This is a genomic window from Gammaproteobacteria bacterium, from assembly GCA_015709635.1.
GTDB lineage: Bacteria > Pseudomonadota > Gammaproteobacteria > Burkholderiales > Nitrosomonadaceae > Nitrosomonas.
Genome location: CP054180.1, coordinates 2,745,330 through 2,761,021, shown reverse-complemented (window position 1 = coordinate 2,761,021; position 15,692 = coordinate 2,745,330). Strand labels below are relative to the sequence as shown.

Genomic DNA, 15,692 nt, shown 5'->3' with positions numbered 1-15,692 from the left:
ATACTCGAATGTGCCGCCAGCGCGCTGGCTTTTTTGAACCGGATGGCTCAGAGTGTTACAGTGACTTGCTCCCGGGCATATTCCACCACCTGGCCGTTACGGATCTTGCAGGTTTTGCGCAGCTCGATCTGGCCATCCACTTTGACCTTACCCTTGGCGATCACGGTCTTAGCTTCGCCACCACTCCCGCACAGACCGGTGATCTTCAGCAGATCGTTCAATGCAATCGTGTCGTGCCCTTTAAGACTGAATTCACTCATGGCTACCTTGTTTCAATTGGATGTAGAGGGCCTCGACTTTCTCTCTGGCCCACGGCGTTTTACGCAGAAATTTCAAACTGGACTTGATGCTGGGATCTTGTTTGAAGCAATTGATATCGATCCTTTTAGCCAGCCCCTCCCAGCCAACCCGTGCATGCAGCTCGGTCAGAAGCGCTTCCAGGGTAACGCCTTGCAAGGGGTTTTTGGTTTGCGAGGGCTTGTTGCTTTCAGGGGCGGGCATGGTTACAGGGATAATCTTAATTGGGTTGTATTATACGGGCTGCATCTGCCCGGGAATGAAACATTTGAACCCTAATGTACATTTTCCATATCCAGCATACGACCTAGGTTGAGCAGTTTAGCAACTCATAAGCTTAGGGAGCATTTCTTTGTGAGGGATCTTTTTTAAAAGCGGGCGTCAGTTTAAGCGGGTCGATAGCATTCCGCTGATTTTGCGCGGCGGATGCCCACCAAGTGAGCTGCGCGAAGGACCTGGCAAAATAGTTTGTCCATCTTTCCGCGTCGACGGATGCGAGAAAGCTTCCATCCTCGGCAAGCACTTCATGCGCCTTCGGGACATGGATCATCGCTGAAACCGGCAAACAGCCCAGTTCCGACAGAAAAGACCGCATCCCCACCGCCGCCCTGACACCGCCCCATTGCCCCGCCGAATAAGTGACAATCGCGCTGGGTTTGTACGAAAACAGCGAACTGCCGAAGTGATTGAGCAAATGCGCCAAAGCCGGGCTCAGCGAATGATTGTATTCCGGACTCACCATGACATAACCATCCGCGGCTGCGATTTTGTCCGCTAAGGATTGGAGCTGAGCGGGCGCTTTGCCTTGCGCGTATGAAAAGTGTGGTTTGAATATCGAGCCAAGATCAAAATCCAGCGGATCGATCAGCTCCACTGAAATGTCACCTTGATGAAGTTGGGCTACGCAAGCTCTTGCGACTCTCAGGCCAAGGCGGGGAGGGTTGGGGGGTGAGCTGTCGCGAACTGTGCCAAGGAAGATCAGGAATTTCATGGGTATTTTAAACTCTTTCTAGCATGGGAATATAACACTATGTGTTAGCGATCGACTGGAGAGATTTGTTAAATTATGATCCAACTACATGAAACTGTGTCAATTTCCCTTCGGAATTAATGCGCAAATGATAGTGATCTTCATTATAAAAAACAGCCATTTTCCCATGACGACTAAAATCATTACTGATTCCTTTGATCAAATGTTCTTTTATTTCATCCTCTATCCGATGCAATACCTTCTCTATTAAGGACTCAAGTTCGATTGCCTTATATGGAAATGGTGTTTTGCATTTGTAAGTGCCTAATTGGTAGTCTTTTACATGTCTTAGCGCAATATGAACGTATGAGGTTAGATCCCAATAAACTTGGTTTTTTCCATGTAAAAGTATCGAGGGTGAGAAGTTTTCTATAGACCTAAATATCTCTCTTAAAATGATCTTATCTGATTCATCTGCAGAATTAGTAAATCCAGAATTTACTAATTCCTTTATAACCTTATTCATTTTTTCTAACGATAAGATATTTTTTATTTCATGATAGTTTTTTTCGTCAACATCGCTTAATTGTTTGCGCCTTGCTTTTACCTCATATAGGTGCTTCCATATATTGAGATTGTCTTGTAAGTCGCGCTCATTGTAGCCCAAATACTTTAAAAGCCTTGAATCAATCCTACCGCCATTAAAAGCTAATGTTATTCCAATGAGCTGTTCTTTTTCATATTGAACTAGATTTGTTCCGGTATTAATTTTTGACGCTAGGTAGTTCTGATTTAAGGTATCTTTATCCATGCCAATACTATCAACCTCTATCTCTATTAGGTTGGGCACTTTCTTTTCCCCGGATTCATGTTTTTCGATCCCACTCTTATAGGGAAGAAAAGATATTTTTTCGATATCTGATACTGCTAGCCCTCGATATTTTAGGTTACCTCTTTTCTCTAATGAGAGATCTCGTTCTGGTGAATCTATACGAACTGTTATTTCTGAAATTTCTTCCCCATTAATCAAGGAATCTTCCAATTCTTTTAAGCTTTTGTGATCGTAATTGATGACTCCTACAACTGCTAATCCAAACTCCTCAGATGATTTACTTCCGGCTCTCAATTGGAATGCGGTCATGTATTGTTTGCAGCCCACGATCTCATATAAATCTTGATAGTGAAATTGATTGCCGTAGACCTCGATACTAGGTATACCAAGTTCATGAAAATCAATTATGCGGTATTCATTTCTCATAAAAACATTTAGAGGATTGAGTCAGCTGGTCGGTCAAGTCAAATGTTTCTTTTGCTTACAACAAAAAAATAGTCGCCAACCCCAGAAAAATAAAGAATCCGCCGCTATCGGTCACGGCCGTAATCATCACGCTGGAGCCGATGGCCGGGTCGCGGCCGAATTTGCGCAGGGTCAGCGGGATCAAGACACCGAGTAGTGCGGCCAGCAGCAGGTTCAGCACCAGTGCCAAGGTCATGACTAGACCGAGTTCGGCGTTTTGGTAAATGGCGAAGGTGAACAGGCCGACGATGGTTCCCCACAGCAGGCCGTTGACGATACTGACGCCGACTTCTTTGGTGATGAGCTTCCAGGCGCTGCTGGTGTTGATTTGGTCCAACGCCAGCGCGCGCACGATCATGGTGATGGTTTGGTTGCCGGAGTTGCCGCCGATGCCGGCGATGATCGGCATCAGCGCGGCGAGCGCGACCAGTTTTTCGATGGAATCTTCAAACAGACCGATGACGCGGGAGGCGATGAACGCGGTGACCAGGTTGATGGCCAGCCACACCCAGCGGTTTTGCACGCTCTTCAAGACCGGTGCAAAGAGATCTTCCTCTTCGCTCAAACCGGCCAGATTCAGCGCTTCGTTCTCGGCTTTATCGCGGATGAAATCGATCACGGTGTCGACGGTGACCCGGCCCAGCAATTTATCGTTGTCATCCACCACGGAAGCGGAGACCAGGTCGTAACGCTCGAATGCATTGGCCGCCTGCTGGGCGACATCGTCCGGGTGCAGTTTGATTATTTCGTTGGTCATGACATCGGCAACCAAGGTGTCCGGATCGCTGACGAGCAGGCGGTTGATCAGCAACACGCCTTTCAACTCTTCATTCCGGTCGACCACGAAGAGCTGGTCGGTATGATCGGGCATTTCGTCCAGCATGCGCAAATAGCGCAGCACGACTTCCATGCGGACATCTTCGCGGATCGTGATGACATCGAAATCCATCAAGGCGCCGACGGAATCTTCCGCGTACGACATGGCAGCGCGCACTTGTTCGCGCTCTTCCATGGGCAGCGAACGGAAAACGTCGTCCATGACTTCCTGCGGCAAATCAGGGGCAAGATCGGCGATTTCGTCGGCATCGAGATATTCCGTGGCTGCGACCAATTCCTGGTTGCCCATGTCGGTGATCAGTGTAGCGCGGACGGCATCGGAGGTTTCCAGCAACACTTCCCCGTCCCGGTCGGTTTTGACCATGCTCCAGATCAACAGCCGGTCTTCCAGCGGCAACGCTTCGAGAATCAGCGCGATGTCGGCGGGGTGGAGCTGATCCAGGAAAGCTTGCAGCTCGGACAGATTTTGTTTCTGCACCGTCGATTCAGCCAGTGATTCATCCGGTGCATCCTGCAGATTCACCAATCCTTCGACCAGTTTATATTTGCGCAGCAGAAACGTCGCCTGTTGCAGCGGGGTCGGTGCGTCTTCTTGATCGCTGTTGTTATTTGTTTCGGTCATAACGGGTTCGCGCCGGCGTGGCAGTTTTTAGTTGAGATGAATCCGACCTGTTTATACGCAGAAAAGTTTGCAGAATAATGACCGGAAAGTATAACTGTCCGAGCTGTACCAATACCAATAAATATTGAATGGCGGCTAGGGAAACGCTGATTAATTGACTATACGAGCGAATCGCTTCGTTGCGCGGTACTCGCTTCCTCGCCTATCTTATTGATATATCTCGGTTGCTGTGTTCCGTGCGCCTCGTGCTTCATCTCGTCCGTCGAATTAATCAGCGTTTCCCTAGATTATTGAAGCAAGCGGAGGAGTTTCGGAAGTATTGTCTTCAACCTGTGGTCCGGCGTGACCTTGCTGCGGGGGTGCCGACGGGAAAATGCACATTAAGGCTGAATAACGTAGGAAAGCTCTGAAGAACTGCGCTTTCTCGTGTCGCTCGCTACCTTTTTCAGCGTTTCCTTAGAACTTTGATTTCAGCAGCGCAATCACCGGTTTTGTCTGTGGCCGGACGCCGCGCCATAGCAAGAAGGATTCCGCGGCTTGCTCCACCAGCATGCCGATTCCATCGGCTATTTGTTTGGCGCTGTTTTGCCGGGCGAAATCGAGAAAAGGCGTGGGTTCGCGGCGATACATCATATCGTAGGCGAGTGCGGTGTGCGCAAAAACACCGGCGGGTATGTCGGGTAATGCATCGTGCAGGCTGGCGGAGGTTGCATTGATGATGACGTCGAAATTGTCACCGGAAAACTGCATAAAATCGCCGGCAACGATGCCGCCGAAGGCCATAAACTGTTGTTGCAACATTTCGGCTTTTTGCGCTGTGCGGTTGGCAATCGCCAGCAGGGCGGGATGCCGTTGCAGAAGCGGCAAAATCACGCCGCGCGCGGCACCGCCGGCACCTAAGAGCAGGATGCGTTTTGCCGTGATGGAAATCCCCAGATTGTTTTCGATATCGTGTACTAATCCTGCGCCGTCGGTGTTATCGCCGAGAATTTCACCGTTTTCAAATTTCAGTGTATTGACCGCTTGCGCGATGGCAGCCCGTTCTGTCAGGCGCGTTGACAGTTGATGTGCTTCCAGCTTGAACGGTACGGTGACATTCAGTCCTTTGCCGCCTTGCTGACGAAAGCTTTCCACGGCTTCCCGGAAACCATCCAAAGGCGCCAGAATGGCGGTATATTGCAAGGCTTGGCTGGTTTGCTGCGCAAATGCGGTGTGAATCAGTGGCGATTTGCTGTGTGCGATGGGGTTGCCAATTACCGCGTAAGAATCAAGCATGACCGGTATCTCTAATTGAGTTTGCTAATACTCTGAAAATTATCGACTAAGCAGCATATCGGAAGCTGCAAATACCCAGGTGCGGGTGATGTGCAGAATATCCGTATCCTGACTGATATCCGGCGGAAAAGGCGCGAATCCATTTTGTCCGGCAAGCTTCACGATATTGATGGCGGCTTCGTCGAGGATTTTTTCTCCGGAGGAACGGTTGATTTCAATGGACTCCAAACTGCCATCGGCGCGGATTCCGACGGTCAGTTGCAGGTTGCCGTAGAGTTTTTCTTTTCTGGCAACTTCCGGGTAATTCAAGTTTCCGATCCGTTCCACTTTGATGCGCCAATCCTCGACATAGCGCGCAAACCGGTATTCTTTGGTGCGCGCACCGACAAATTTGCGCTTCGGGCGTTTTTGATAGTTGTCGTGATCCTGATCGACTTGCGCCCGCAACCGTGCAATATCAAAACTGCGCAGCAATAATTCAGTGGAATCTATCACAGCTTGCTCACTGCCGGTTTCGCTCTTCTGTTCGACGGGTTGTTGTATCTGCGGCGTTTCGCTGACAGCGGCCATCAGTTTTTTGGCTTCTTGTTCGAGCTGTTTGACTTTCTGTTGCGCCACGTTTTCTTTGATGACCGGCTTGCTTTTCGGTAGTACCGGAAAGGGTGTTTTCGCCCGGCGATCTTCATCCGTATTGCCGCCGCCATCCAGATTGTCTTGCGCGAGCAATTGGGATTCCTTCGGTTTTGTCAGCGTCTTGTTGTTGACCAGTACGACTTCCAGTGATGAAGCGATTTTGTCGGGTTTCGGCTGCGGAAACTGAAAAGTTACGCCGAAAAATAACATAGCATGTAGCAGCAAGGAAACGGCCATCGCGCCCGGCAAGCGATTGCTGCGCAAATATTGATAACCGGCCGGCGCTACTGGCGGGGTTCCGAGTGTTTGAGTGGTCACAGCCTAAGGGTCAACTCTTGAGTTAAGTCTATAAACTGACGGGGGACTGCACTATTTTAGGCAACAGCTTTTCGCTTGTCACATGATTCATCCAAATTTTTCAGAGATAGCGGATTCATGCATCCAGTTTTTGCAGAAATTCCGCGTGCAAAGTGCGATCCAGTAAATCGATTTCGGATAATTTAAGTTTGACATAGGTGCCCGGTGCCGCTTCGGGTAGCGATGGAACTCTGACGATCAACGGAATATGGTCCAGTTTTACCAGATTTTCTTTAATAACCAGCGCATTGGTGGTTTGAATTTTTTCCTGCAACAACCAGCGCAAGCACCAATAACGCTCCATTGACCGCTGGAATTCGCCATAAATTCCGTAGGCCGTTTCGAAATCGCGCATGGCGATTAACAGATGATTGCTGTTTTTGTTATAAGGAGGCGTTTCATTGCGCAGCATCGCGATGATTTGCCGCTGGTTGATCAAATCAACGTAACGTCTCATCGGTGAACTGCTCCAGGCATACTGAGAAACGCCCAATCCTTGGTGGGGAGCGGGCGAAATGCTCATCTTTACCTTGCCATTGGCCTGGCTGCGGAAAATACCGGTGATACCCGCATCGGTCAGTTGCTTTCCCCATTCCGTGTTGACATAAATCATTAATTCGGACACGACCTTATCAATCGGCGAGCCGCGCCGGCGCTCGCTGATCGTGACATGCTCACCGTTGATTTCGAAGCTGTAGTCGATTTTGTCGCTATTGCTGTCATTGGTCTTGCCGCGTTGATTCTCCATCTTGCAGGCGAATTTCCATAACAGGCTGAATTCCTTGCTGAACGTATGTGTAAAATCACCTCTACTTAATGTGGTTTCGTTGAAGTGCTGTTCCAGCTCATTGTGGCGCAGGTTTGCGGCGATTTTGATTTTTTCAAGCTTGCTTTCTGCTGCAATGACTGTGAAATCGTCCGCGACATCCAAGTACAGAGACAGTACCGGGCATAGCTTGTTTGCAGCCAAGGTAAAGTGATTGATGATGGAATCCGGCAACATGGTGATTTTTTTTCCGGGCAGATAAACAGTGGATAAGCGTGAGGAGGCAGTATGTTCAAGTGCTGATTCCGGCTGAATTCCCAGTGTCGGTGCCGCAATATGAATACCAATGCGGAAGCTTCCGAGTGCCAGTGGTGTTACCGAGAATGCATCGTCAATTTCCGTTGTCGAGGCATCGTCGATGCTGAATGCGGCAACATCCGCATAGCATAAATCGGGTAGAGCATCTTCCGCCGGCTGAGCTTCCAGTTCACCAAACTCGGTGCCATCGGGAAAATATTCCCGGATAAATTGATTGAAATGGTAATCGTGGGAAGATGGAATGGCACCGCATTTTTCCAGCAGTTTTACCGCAGTGAGCTTTTTTTCTACGCAAACAGCCTCGAGCGCTTTCCACTCCAGGGAGTTCTTATCCGGTTTGTAGAGCAATTCAGCGATGCGCGGTTTAAATTCCTCGGGCAAGATGAATTGACTTAATTGCTCGACATAACGCGCTTGCTGTATTGCTTGCAGGCGTTTCTTTTCCTGCCCGGCGAGAGCCGCTTTCAGTGCATCCGGCGGTGCGGCTTTGTAGCGGCCATGCCCCTTTTTATAAAAATACATCGGCGCATTTTGCAGCAGCAGCAACGTGGCGGCCGCTTCAACCGGACTCGGAGCATGGCCGAAGTAATCCGCCGCAAGCGTGTCGCTGGCAAACTCGGTTTCTTGCGGACAGCATTCCCAGAGAAAATCCGGATCCAATTCATCGGCAGCTTTTTGCGCATGACCCATGAATTCGGCTAACGGTGGCGTGTTGAATCGAAACAGGACGGATGCTGTTTTGATTTTTGATCGCTTGCCATGAACAGTCTCTATTTGCAGCGAAGTGATGTTGTCAGCCAGGATGGCGCCTACCTTAAAGGCTCCAGCTTCTTCATAAAAAACATTCATAGGATTGTTTTTCTGGGTGCGATTGAATGATTGGAACTAAATTGCTGCATCGGGGAACGATGATTTTTCATCAAAAGTTAGAAGCTTATAAAATTCGGAAAGGTTTCTTTTGCAGTGAAAAAACCTGACCGGCGATTTTGCATTATATACGAGACTATGACTCAACAAAAAAGCAGTAGACCATGAGTGCCGGGAATAGTGCCGGTATTTTTTAACAAACCGGCTAAGCTTGCTGATGCCGGGAAAGCTGTTGATGTTTAATCAAAAGTTGCGTTTTGTACAGACTGGTGGAAGCCGGGAAGGATTGAAATTCGTCCTCGGATGTAGTTGCACACGAATGTCAATGGGATTCCATGCTGCTGCAAGGCAATGTGCAGTTCAATCACCTTGATTTTTTTTTACCAACGACTGTATTGTGTTTTTCAATTCAGAATCGGCCAAGGTTGCGGCTAATTGATTCAAACAGGCTTTTCCGGTTTGGCTCAGTTTTATTTTTTTTCCGGTGCATTCGTGTTTTGCTGGCGATTTCGCGTTTTTCGAAGCGGAATCCGCTTGCACCAAAATTTGAATTGCAGTAACTTGCCACTCTAGTTTTTGCAGCTTGAGCAACAATGAAGGCGAGATTTGCTTAAGCTTTGCAGCAATGGCGCCATTCTCAGTCAATATAACCAGTTTGCTATCCTTAATCCGGCCCAGGCTGCAGTGTTGTGCCAGCTGAGCTGGAATAAGTCTAGAGAATGTTGCTTGGTCTTCACGCAATTTTTGCGCCAATTTGAACAGATCTGCATATTCAGGGGTTTTGCCAAGCAAATCAAAATAAGCATCAACTTTATGAGGAGTCATGGTTATTTCATCAATATCCAATAAGAAAGTATGAATATTATTTTTATTTCCAGTAATTCGGACCGGGCGCGCAAGCTAACATTAACCAAAGCACGCATTGTATTATTATTGAGTGCTTTTTTGTGCATCATTCTGGCGGCGGCATTGTGTTTGAATTTCATTTCGCTGCGCTATGCCGACCGGCTTGATGCTCCCGCTTTAAGAGCGGTGCTGGTTAATCCGCAAGAAGAGCGGCATCAAAAAATTCAAACGCATTTGCAAGACAGTCTCAACATTATGGCAAGTAAGTTAGGGCAGATGCAGGCGCAATTATTGCGTTTGGATGCGTTGGGCGAGCGTCTGGCGAAATCTTCCGGCATTCAAGCACGGGATTTTTCATTCAATGAAGCGCCGGGTCAGGGAGGGGCGCGTCATGACCTATCCTCCGAGGAGCTGTCATTTTCTGAATTCAGTCATAAGCTGCAGGAATTGTCGAATATGCTGGATGAAAGAACCGACAAGCTGGGGGCGCTGGATTCCCTGCTGCGCCATGACCGCATAACAAAGTTTGTGTTGCCTTCCGAAATGCCGGTTGAAACGGATTGGTATTCTTCCGGTTACGGCTACCGGATCGACCCGTTCACCGGGAAGAGAGCGTTTCATGAAGGTGTCGATTTTATTGCGGAGGTCGGTGCACCGATAAAGGCTGCGGCGGGCGGTGTGGTGATCTATTCTGATCGGCATCCCGAGTATGGTAATATGGTCGAGATTGATCATGGGGATGATTTGGTGACTCGGTATGCGCATGCGTCGAAGCGTCTGGTGAGTCTTGGAGAAGTTGTGCTGCAGGGGCAGAAAATAGCTGAAGTAGGCAATACCGGGCGCTCTACCGGACCGCATTTGCATTTCGAGATCCGGCACAAAGATAAACCGCAAAATCCATCCAAATTTTTGAAGAAGCCTGGCTAAATTGCAGGGTGCCAATTTTTTTCAGGTTCTTTGCGGGGTGAGCAGTAAACTCACCCTTTGTTTTTTTAAAACGGTGTATTCAATACGGAATATTTAGAGACTTATGCTAGGTAATCTACTTAAGAAAATTTTTGGCAGCCGCAACGACCGGATGATCAAACAGTACTCGCAGACTGTACGTGTTATCAATGAATTGGAGCCGGTTATTGCGGGATTGTCAGATGCCGATTTGCGCGCAAAAACCGATGAATTCAAACAGCGTGTGCAAGATGGTGAAACGCTCGATTCACTGTTGCCGGAAGCTTTTGCCGTCGTTCGTGAAACCGGTAAACGTGTATTGGAAATGCGTCATTTTGACGTGCAATTGATCGGCGGTATGGTATTGCATGGCGGCAAGATTGCCGAGATGCGCACGGGTGAAGGTAAAACGCTCATGGCGACTTTGCCGGCTTATTTGAATGCATTGTCGGGTAACGGTGTGCACGTGGTCACTGTGAACGATTACTTGGCGAAGCGGGATGCCGAGTGGATGGGTAGAATCTACCGGTTTCTCGGCATGAGCGTCGGTGTCATTTATTCGCAAATGCCGCATGATGATAAGCAGGCTGCTTATGCCGCCGATATCACCTACGGCACCAACAACGAATACGGCTTTGATTATTTGCGTGACAATATGGTGACGCATGCTAACGAGCGGGCGCAACGCGCGCTTAATTTCGCGATCGTGGACGAAGTGGACTCCATTTTGATCGATGAAGCTCGCACGCCCTTGATCATTTCCGGGCAGGCGGAAGGCGATACCGAAATCTACGTGCGCATCAATAAGCTGGTTCCGAAGCTCGTGCGGCAAGAGAAGGAAGACGATCCGGGCGATTACAGCGTGGACGAAAAATCCCATCAGGTTACGTTGAGTGAAGCCGGTTTCGAACATGCGGAAAAGTTACTGGAATCCGCCGGGTTGCTGAAATCGGGGTCAGGTCTTTACGATCCGGCCTATATCAATTTAATTCATCATCTGAATGCAGGCTTGCGTGCACATAATCTGTTTTTTCTCGATCAACATTATGTTGTGCAAAATGGTGAGGTGGTCATCGTCGATGAGTTCACCGGGCGGCTGATGGCCGGCCGCCGCTGGTCGGATGGCTTGCATCAGGCAGTGGAAGCGAAGGAGGGGGTTGCTATTCAGAAGGAGAACCAGACGCTCGCTTCCATCACCTTTCAGAATTATTTTCGCATGTATCGGAAGCTATCTGGCATGACAGGTACCGCTGATACCGAGGCGGCCGAGTTTCAGCAAATCTATGGTTTGGAGACAATCATCATTCCAACGCATAGACCGATGATTCGTGAAGATCGTATGGATCTGGTGTTCCGCACTTTTAAAGAAAAAAATGAAGCGATTGTTCATGAGATCAAGGACTGTTATGAGCGCGGTCAGCCGGTACTGGTTGGCACAACCTCTATTGAGAACAATGAATTGTTATCCAAATTGCTGAACCGGGAAAAGCTTCCGCATCAAGTTTTGAATGCCAAGCAGCATGCCGGTGAGGCCAGTATCGTTGCACAAGCTGGTCGGCCCAAAATGATCACGATCGCGACCAATATGGCGGGCCGCGGCACGGATATCGTGCTGGGAGGAAATCCGGAACCGGAGATAGAACAGATCCGGCATGATGAAAAATTAAGTGACGAAGCAAAAGAAAAACGTATCGCCGAAGTGCACGAACAATGGAAGCAAATACATGAAGAAGTATTGAGCAAAGGCGGTTTGCATATTGTCGGTACGGAGCGGCACGAATCCCGGCGTGTGGATAATCAGTTGCGCGGCCGTTCGGGCAGGCAGGGGGATCCAGGGTCCAGCCGTTTCTTCCTTTCCTTGGAAGATCCTCTGCTGCGTATATTCGCATCGGATCGTGTGGCCAATATCATGACGCGCCTTAAAATGCCGGAAGGGGAAGCGATTGAGCATCCGTGGGTGACTCGTGCCATTGAAAATGCGCAGCGCAAAGTGGAAGCGAGAAACTTTGACATGCGCAAACAGTTACTTGAATATGATGATGTTGCCAATGATCAGCGGCACGTCATTTATCAGCAGCGTAATGAGTTATTGGAAGCGGAACAGGATATTTCGGAAACCATAACCGCCATTCGTGAAAACGTTTTAAGTGATTTATTCAATCTACATATCCCGCCACAAAGTGTTGAAGAACAATGGGATGTACCCGGGCTGGAAAAAGCGCTTGCTGCAGAGTATCAGCTTCATTTTTCGCTGCACAAGTGGCTTGAGGATGACCCGGGGTTGCACGAGGAGAGCTTGTGTCAACGCATTATCGATCTTGCGAATGATCACTATCAGGCTAAAGTTGCACAGATCGGTGCAGAGATCATGCATCACTATGAACGGGTAGTGATGCTGCAGATTCTGGATTCGCACTGGCGTGAACATTTGGCGGCATTGGATCATTTGCGTCAAGGCATACATTTGCGCGGTTATGCGCAGAAGAACCCCAAGCAGGAATATAAGCGGGAGGCTTTTGAGCTTTTTGCAAATATGCTTGAAGAAGTCAAGCGAGAAGCCACCAAAATACTGTTAACGGTGCAAATAAAGAGCGAGCAGCAGGTAGAAGCGGTGACCGATACTTTGCGAGCGCCGGAGAATATACAGCTTCATCATGACGCATACCAGGAGTCATTGGCGGAAGAAACGGAGCATGTGGGTATGGATGATGAAAAAGCCCAGCCTTTTGTGCGTCACAACGAGAAAATAGGGCGTAATCAACCTTGTCCGTGCGGTTCCGGTAAAAAATATAAGCAGTGTCATGGAAAGATAAAATAATGCATTGCAAACAGTGGTGTAGCGTAAGTCTGATTGATTTGTCCGATGCTCATGGAAATTTCCAAGATTTCTATAATCCTTAAACCGATTGTGGTATACTGCGCGCTTTTGTAGTTTGCACTATGTAAATTTGCAGGTGAAGCTGGTGGGGGTTGGATAAAAATATTATTTTATTGATGACCTTACGTAAAAATATTACTGATGGAATGATTGAACATGGCGGATAGTTTCAGCATTAATGAAGAGATGAGCGGCAGGAGGAAATTCCTGGTTGCCGCGACCTCGGTAGCGGGTGGAATTGCTGGCGCTGCGATTGCAACGCCTTTTTTATTGAGTATGATGCCTAGTGAGCGGGCTAAAGCGGCTGGGGCACCGGTTGAAGTTGACATATCAAAACTTGAGCCGGGGATGCTGCTGATGGTTGAGTGGCGCGGTAAAGTCGTATGGATTTTAAATCGTACGCCGGAAATGTTGGAAAGCTTGACTAAAGTGGAAGACCAGCTTGCTGACCCGAATTCGGATAAGAAGCAGCAGCCGGATTACGCGAAAAATCGTACGCGCTCCATAAAACCGGAATTTCTGGTTGTCGAGGGGGTATGTACGCATTTGGGTTGCTCGCCCGTATTCAGGAAGGATGTTGCGCCAGCGGATCTTGGACCTGACTGGCTGGGGGGGTTTTTCTGTCCCTGTCACGGTTCTAAATTTGATTTGGCAGGACGCGTATATAAACATGTACCGGCTCCGACTAATCTGGTTGTTCCTCCTCATGTATATTTGAGCGACAGTCGGCTTTTAATTGGATCTGAAAGCGAAGGAGCTGCGTAAATGAGTAATTTGTTTAATTCGATGATTGCTTGGATCGATAAACGTTTTCCACTGACCTCGAACTGGAAGGCGCATTTGTCGGAATATTATGCACCGAAGAACTTTAATTTCTGGTATTTCTTCGGTTCATTAGCTTTGCTGGTTTTGGTCAATCAGTTGCTGACAGGGATTTTTCTCACCATGAATTATAAGCCGGATGCCAGTCAGGCTTTTGCATCGGTTGAGTATATTATGCGTGATGTGGATTATGGCTGGCTAATCCGGTATATGCATTCTACTGGGGCATCGATGTTTTTTGTGGTGGTTTACCTCCATATGTTTCGCGGAATGATGTATGGCTCATATCGAAAACCGAGAGAGCTGCTATGGTTAATAGGGATGGTCATATTTTTTGTCCTGATGAGTTTGGCTTTTACCGGTTACATTTTGCCGTGGGGACAAATGTCTTACTGGGGAGCGCAAGTAATTGTCAGTATGTTCGGTGCGATACCGAGCATCGGAGAAATATTGCAGCAATGGCTATTGGGTGACTTTACACTTTCCGATGCTGCGCTTAATCGCTTCTTTGCCTATCATGTCGTGACATTGCCACTAGTACTGCTGGTGCTGGTTTTCGTTCATATTCTGGCTTTGCATGAAACCGGATCAAATAATCCGGATGGTATTGAGATAAAAGAAAATAAGAATCCTGAGACCGGTATTCCTGTCGACGGTATTCCATTTCATCCTTATTACACGGTTAAAGATATCGTTGGGGTTGTAGTGTTTCTGATTGTGTTCTGTGGAATTATCTTCTTTGCTCCTGAGATGGGAGGATACTTCCTTGAGTACAATAATTTTATACCTGCAAACACATTGCAAACGCCCGATCATATTGCACCCGTTTGGTATTTCACCCCTTACTATTCGATGTTAAGGGCTGTAACAGTTAATTTTCTTGGGGTTGATGCAAAATTGTGGGGTGTGATTTTGATGGCGGGCTCAGTAGTGATTTTTTGTTTCCTGCCATGGCTCGATCGGAGTCCTGTCAAGTCGATACGCTATAAAGGTCCTTATTTCAAAGTTGCATTGACGCTCTTTGTGATTAGCTTTTTTGTACTCGGTTGGCTGGGAACGAAATCTCCAACGCCTCTATATACATTATTGGCGCAGATCTTTACCGTCATTTATTTTGCATTCTTTGTTCTGATGCCGTGGTATAGCAAGATAGATAAAACAAAGCCTGAACCAAAAAGACTAAAAGAGTAGAAAAATGAAGAAAATAACGATTGCTTTATTAATCTTGTGCATGACTCCGTTTAGCATTTTTGCCAGTGAGTCTGGTATGCCGTTAGATCGGGCTCCGGTTGATATAACTGACAATGCTTCGTTAAAACGTGGTGCGGAAACCTTTGTTAATTATTGCCTGACTTGTCATGGTGCGAGTTATATGCGCTACAACCGCCATCGTGACATTGGTTATACCAACGAAGAAATTCTTAACAAACTGATTTTTACCGGCCAGAAAGTCGGTGATCTGATGCAGTCAGCCATGCGCAAGAAAGAAGGTGAAGAGTGGTTCGGTGTCGTTCCACCGGACTTGTCCGTGATTGCACGTGCTCGCGGTGCCGATTGGTTATATACTTACCTGCGTGCATTTTATCGTGATGATGCTACCCATACTGGGTGGAATAATCTGGTTTTTGATCGCGTGGCAATGCCGCATGTTTTATACCAATTGCAAGGCGAACAAAAACTGATCGTTAAGACATCCGATAAGGGCGAACAAAAAAGCTTGGCTCTCGCAAGTCCCGGTCAATTGAGCGCGACTGAATACGATAAATTTGTTGGTGATCTGGTAAACTACCTAGTTTATTTAGGTGAACCGCATGCCAATGCACGAAAAGAGCTGGGAATCGAAGTGATGATTTTCCTATTGGGTATGTTGGCTTTATCCTACGTACTGAAGAAAGAGTATTGGAAAGATATTCATTAACCTTAATTGCTGAATATACATATAATTTTATCTAAGATTAAAAG

Annotated in this window: 14 protein-coding genes; 5 read left to right on the top strand and 9 right to left on the bottom strand. The window is 47.7% G+C overall.

All coding sequences use genetic code 11. The annotated features are described in order from the left end of the window. Positions 1-47: 47 nt before the first annotated feature. The 9 genes from HRU78_13095 to HRU78_13055 all read right to left on the bottom strand — a co-directional run bounded on the left by HRU78_13095 (position 48) and on the right by HRU78_13055 (position 9,064). The gene (locus tag HRU78_13095; protein ID QOJ24461.1) at positions 48-260 is read right to left on the bottom strand and encodes an RNA-binding S4 domain-containing protein; all 213 of its coding nucleotides are present in this window, start codon (positions 258-260) and stop codon (positions 48-50) included. Next, positions 253-501 (bottom strand): DUF2132 domain-containing protein, encoded by a 249-nt coding sequence (locus HRU78_13090; GenBank protein ID QOJ24460.1) that lies wholly within the window; start codon positions 499-501, stop codon positions 253-255. The genes HRU78_13095 and HRU78_13090 overlap by 8 nt, the downstream gene beginning before the upstream one ends. 133 nt (positions 502-634) lie before the next feature. Then, entirely contained in the window at positions 635-1,288 is a 654-nt protein-coding gene (locus HRU78_13085; GenBank protein ID QOJ24459.1) for an NAD(P)H-dependent oxidoreductase, read from the bottom strand. A 73-nt stretch (positions 1,289-1,361) separates the two neighbouring features. Beyond that, positions 1,362-2,408, bottom strand: a complete 1,047-nt coding sequence (locus HRU78_13080) for a hypothetical protein (GenBank protein ID QOJ24458.1) — start codon at positions 2,406-2,408, stop codon at positions 1,362-1,364. Between the two features lie 172 nt (positions 2,409-2,580). Continuing rightward, the gene (gene mgtE, locus HRU78_13075) at positions 2,581-4,023 is read right to left on the bottom strand and encodes a magnesium transporter (protein ID QOJ24457.1); all 1,443 of its coding nucleotides are present in this window, start codon (positions 4,021-4,023) and stop codon (positions 2,581-2,583) included. 456 nt (positions 4,024-4,479) lie between these two features. Beyond that, the gene (gene aroE, locus HRU78_13070) at positions 4,480-5,298 is read right to left on the bottom strand and encodes a shikimate dehydrogenase (protein QOJ24456.1); all 819 of its coding nucleotides are present in this window, start codon (positions 5,296-5,298) and stop codon (positions 4,480-4,482) included. A 39-nt stretch (positions 5,299-5,337) separates the two neighbouring features. Beyond that, positions 5,338-6,168: a TonB family protein gene (locus tag HRU78_13065; protein QOJ25056.1), complete on the bottom strand. Its 831-nt coding sequence runs from the start codon at positions 6,166-6,168 to the stop codon at positions 5,338-5,340. A gap of 196 nt (positions 6,169-6,364) precedes the next feature. Then, positions 6,365-8,221, bottom strand: a complete 1,857-nt coding sequence (locus tag HRU78_13060) for an RNB domain-containing ribonuclease (GenBank protein ID QOJ24455.1) — start codon at positions 8,219-8,221, stop codon at positions 6,365-6,367. A gap of 378 nt (positions 8,222-8,599) precedes the next feature. Beyond that, complete coding sequence (locus tag HRU78_13055; GenBank protein ID QOJ25055.1) at positions 8,600-9,064, bottom strand: DUF721 domain-containing protein; 465 nt, start codon at positions 9,062-9,064, stop codon at positions 8,600-8,602. 30 nt (positions 9,065-9,094) lie between these two features. Here HRU78_13055 and HRU78_13050 point away from each other — a divergent pair, with 30 nt between their 5' ends. The 5 genes from HRU78_13050 (at position 9,095) to HRU78_13030 (ending at position 15,648) form a co-directional block, all read left to right on the top strand. Further along, positions 9,095-10,012: a M23 family metallopeptidase gene (locus tag HRU78_13050; GenBank protein QOJ24454.1), complete on the top strand. Its 918-nt coding sequence runs from the start codon at positions 9,095-9,097 to the stop codon at positions 10,010-10,012. Positions 10,013-10,115: 103 nt separating this feature from the next. Next, complete coding sequence (gene secA, locus HRU78_13045) at positions 10,116-12,848, top strand: preprotein translocase subunit SecA (protein QOJ24453.1); 2,733 nt, start codon at positions 10,116-10,118, stop codon at positions 12,846-12,848. A 216-nt stretch (positions 12,849-13,064) separates the two neighbouring features. After that, positions 13,065-13,673: a ubiquinol-cytochrome c reductase iron-sulfur subunit gene (gene petA / locus HRU78_13040; protein ID QOJ24452.1), complete on the top strand. Its 609-nt coding sequence runs from the start codon at positions 13,065-13,067 to the stop codon at positions 13,671-13,673. After that, a complete protein-coding gene (locus HRU78_13035; protein ID QOJ24451.1) occupies positions 13,674-14,921 on the top strand; it encodes a cytochrome bc complex cytochrome b subunit in 1,248 nt (415 codons plus the stop codon). Between the two features lie 4 nt (positions 14,922-14,925). After that, a complete protein-coding gene (locus tag HRU78_13030; protein ID QOJ24450.1) occupies positions 14,926-15,648 on the top strand; it encodes a cytochrome c1 in 723 nt (240 codons plus the stop codon). The last annotated feature ends 44 nt before the right edge of the window (positions 15,649-15,692 follow it).

What these genes read in the sequence shown, in the direction of transcription:
- HRU78_13065 (QOJ25056.1), bottom strand. Translation starts at nt 6,168, where the DNA reads ATGGCCGTTTCCTTGCTGCTACATGCTATGTTATTTTTCGGCGTAACT.
- secA (QOJ24453.1), top strand. Translation starts at nt 10,116, where the DNA reads ATGCTAGGTAATCTACTTAAGAAAATTTTTGGCAGCCGCAACGACCGG.
- HRU78_13085 (QOJ24459.1), bottom strand. Translation starts at nt 1,288, where the DNA reads ATGAAATTCCTGATCTTCCTTGGCACAGTTCGCGACAGCTCACCCCCC.
- aroE (QOJ24456.1), bottom strand. Translation starts at nt 5,298, where the DNA reads ATGCTTGATTCTTACGCGGTAATTGGCAACCCCATCGCACACAGCAAA.
- petA (QOJ24452.1), top strand. Translation starts at nt 13,065, where the DNA reads ATGGCGGATAGTTTCAGCATTAATGAAGAGATGAGCGGCAGGAGGAAA.
- mgtE (QOJ24457.1), bottom strand. Translation starts at nt 4,023, where the DNA reads ATGACCGAAACAAATAACAACAGCGATCAAGAAGACGCACCGACCCCG.
- HRU78_13060 (QOJ24455.1), bottom strand. Translation starts at nt 8,221, where the DNA reads ATGAATGTTTTTTATGAAGAAGCTGGAGCCTTTAAGGTAGGCGCCATC.
- HRU78_13055 (QOJ25055.1), bottom strand. Translation starts at nt 9,064, where the DNA reads ATGACTCCTCATAAAGTTGATGCTTATTTTGATTTGCTTGGCAAAACC.
- HRU78_13050 (QOJ24454.1), top strand. Translation starts at nt 9,095, where the DNA reads ATGAATATTATTTTTATTTCCAGTAATTCGGACCGGGCGCGCAAGCTA.
- HRU78_13095 (QOJ24461.1), bottom strand. Translation starts at nt 260, where the DNA reads ATGAGTGAATTCAGTCTTAAAGGGCACGACACGATTGCATTGAACGAT.
- HRU78_13090 (QOJ24460.1), bottom strand. Translation starts at nt 501, where the DNA reads ATGCCCGCCCCTGAAAGCAACAAGCCCTCGCAAACCAAAAACCCCTTG.
- HRU78_13030 (QOJ24450.1), top strand. Translation starts at nt 14,926, where the DNA reads ATGAAGAAAATAACGATTGCTTTATTAATCTTGTGCATGACTCCGTTT.
- HRU78_13035 (QOJ24451.1), top strand. Translation starts at nt 13,674, where the DNA reads ATGAGTAATTTGTTTAATTCGATGATTGCTTGGATCGATAAACGTTTT.
- HRU78_13080 (QOJ24458.1), bottom strand. Translation starts at nt 2,408, where the DNA reads ATGACCGCATTCCAATTGAGAGCCGGAAGTAAATCATCTGAGGAGTTT.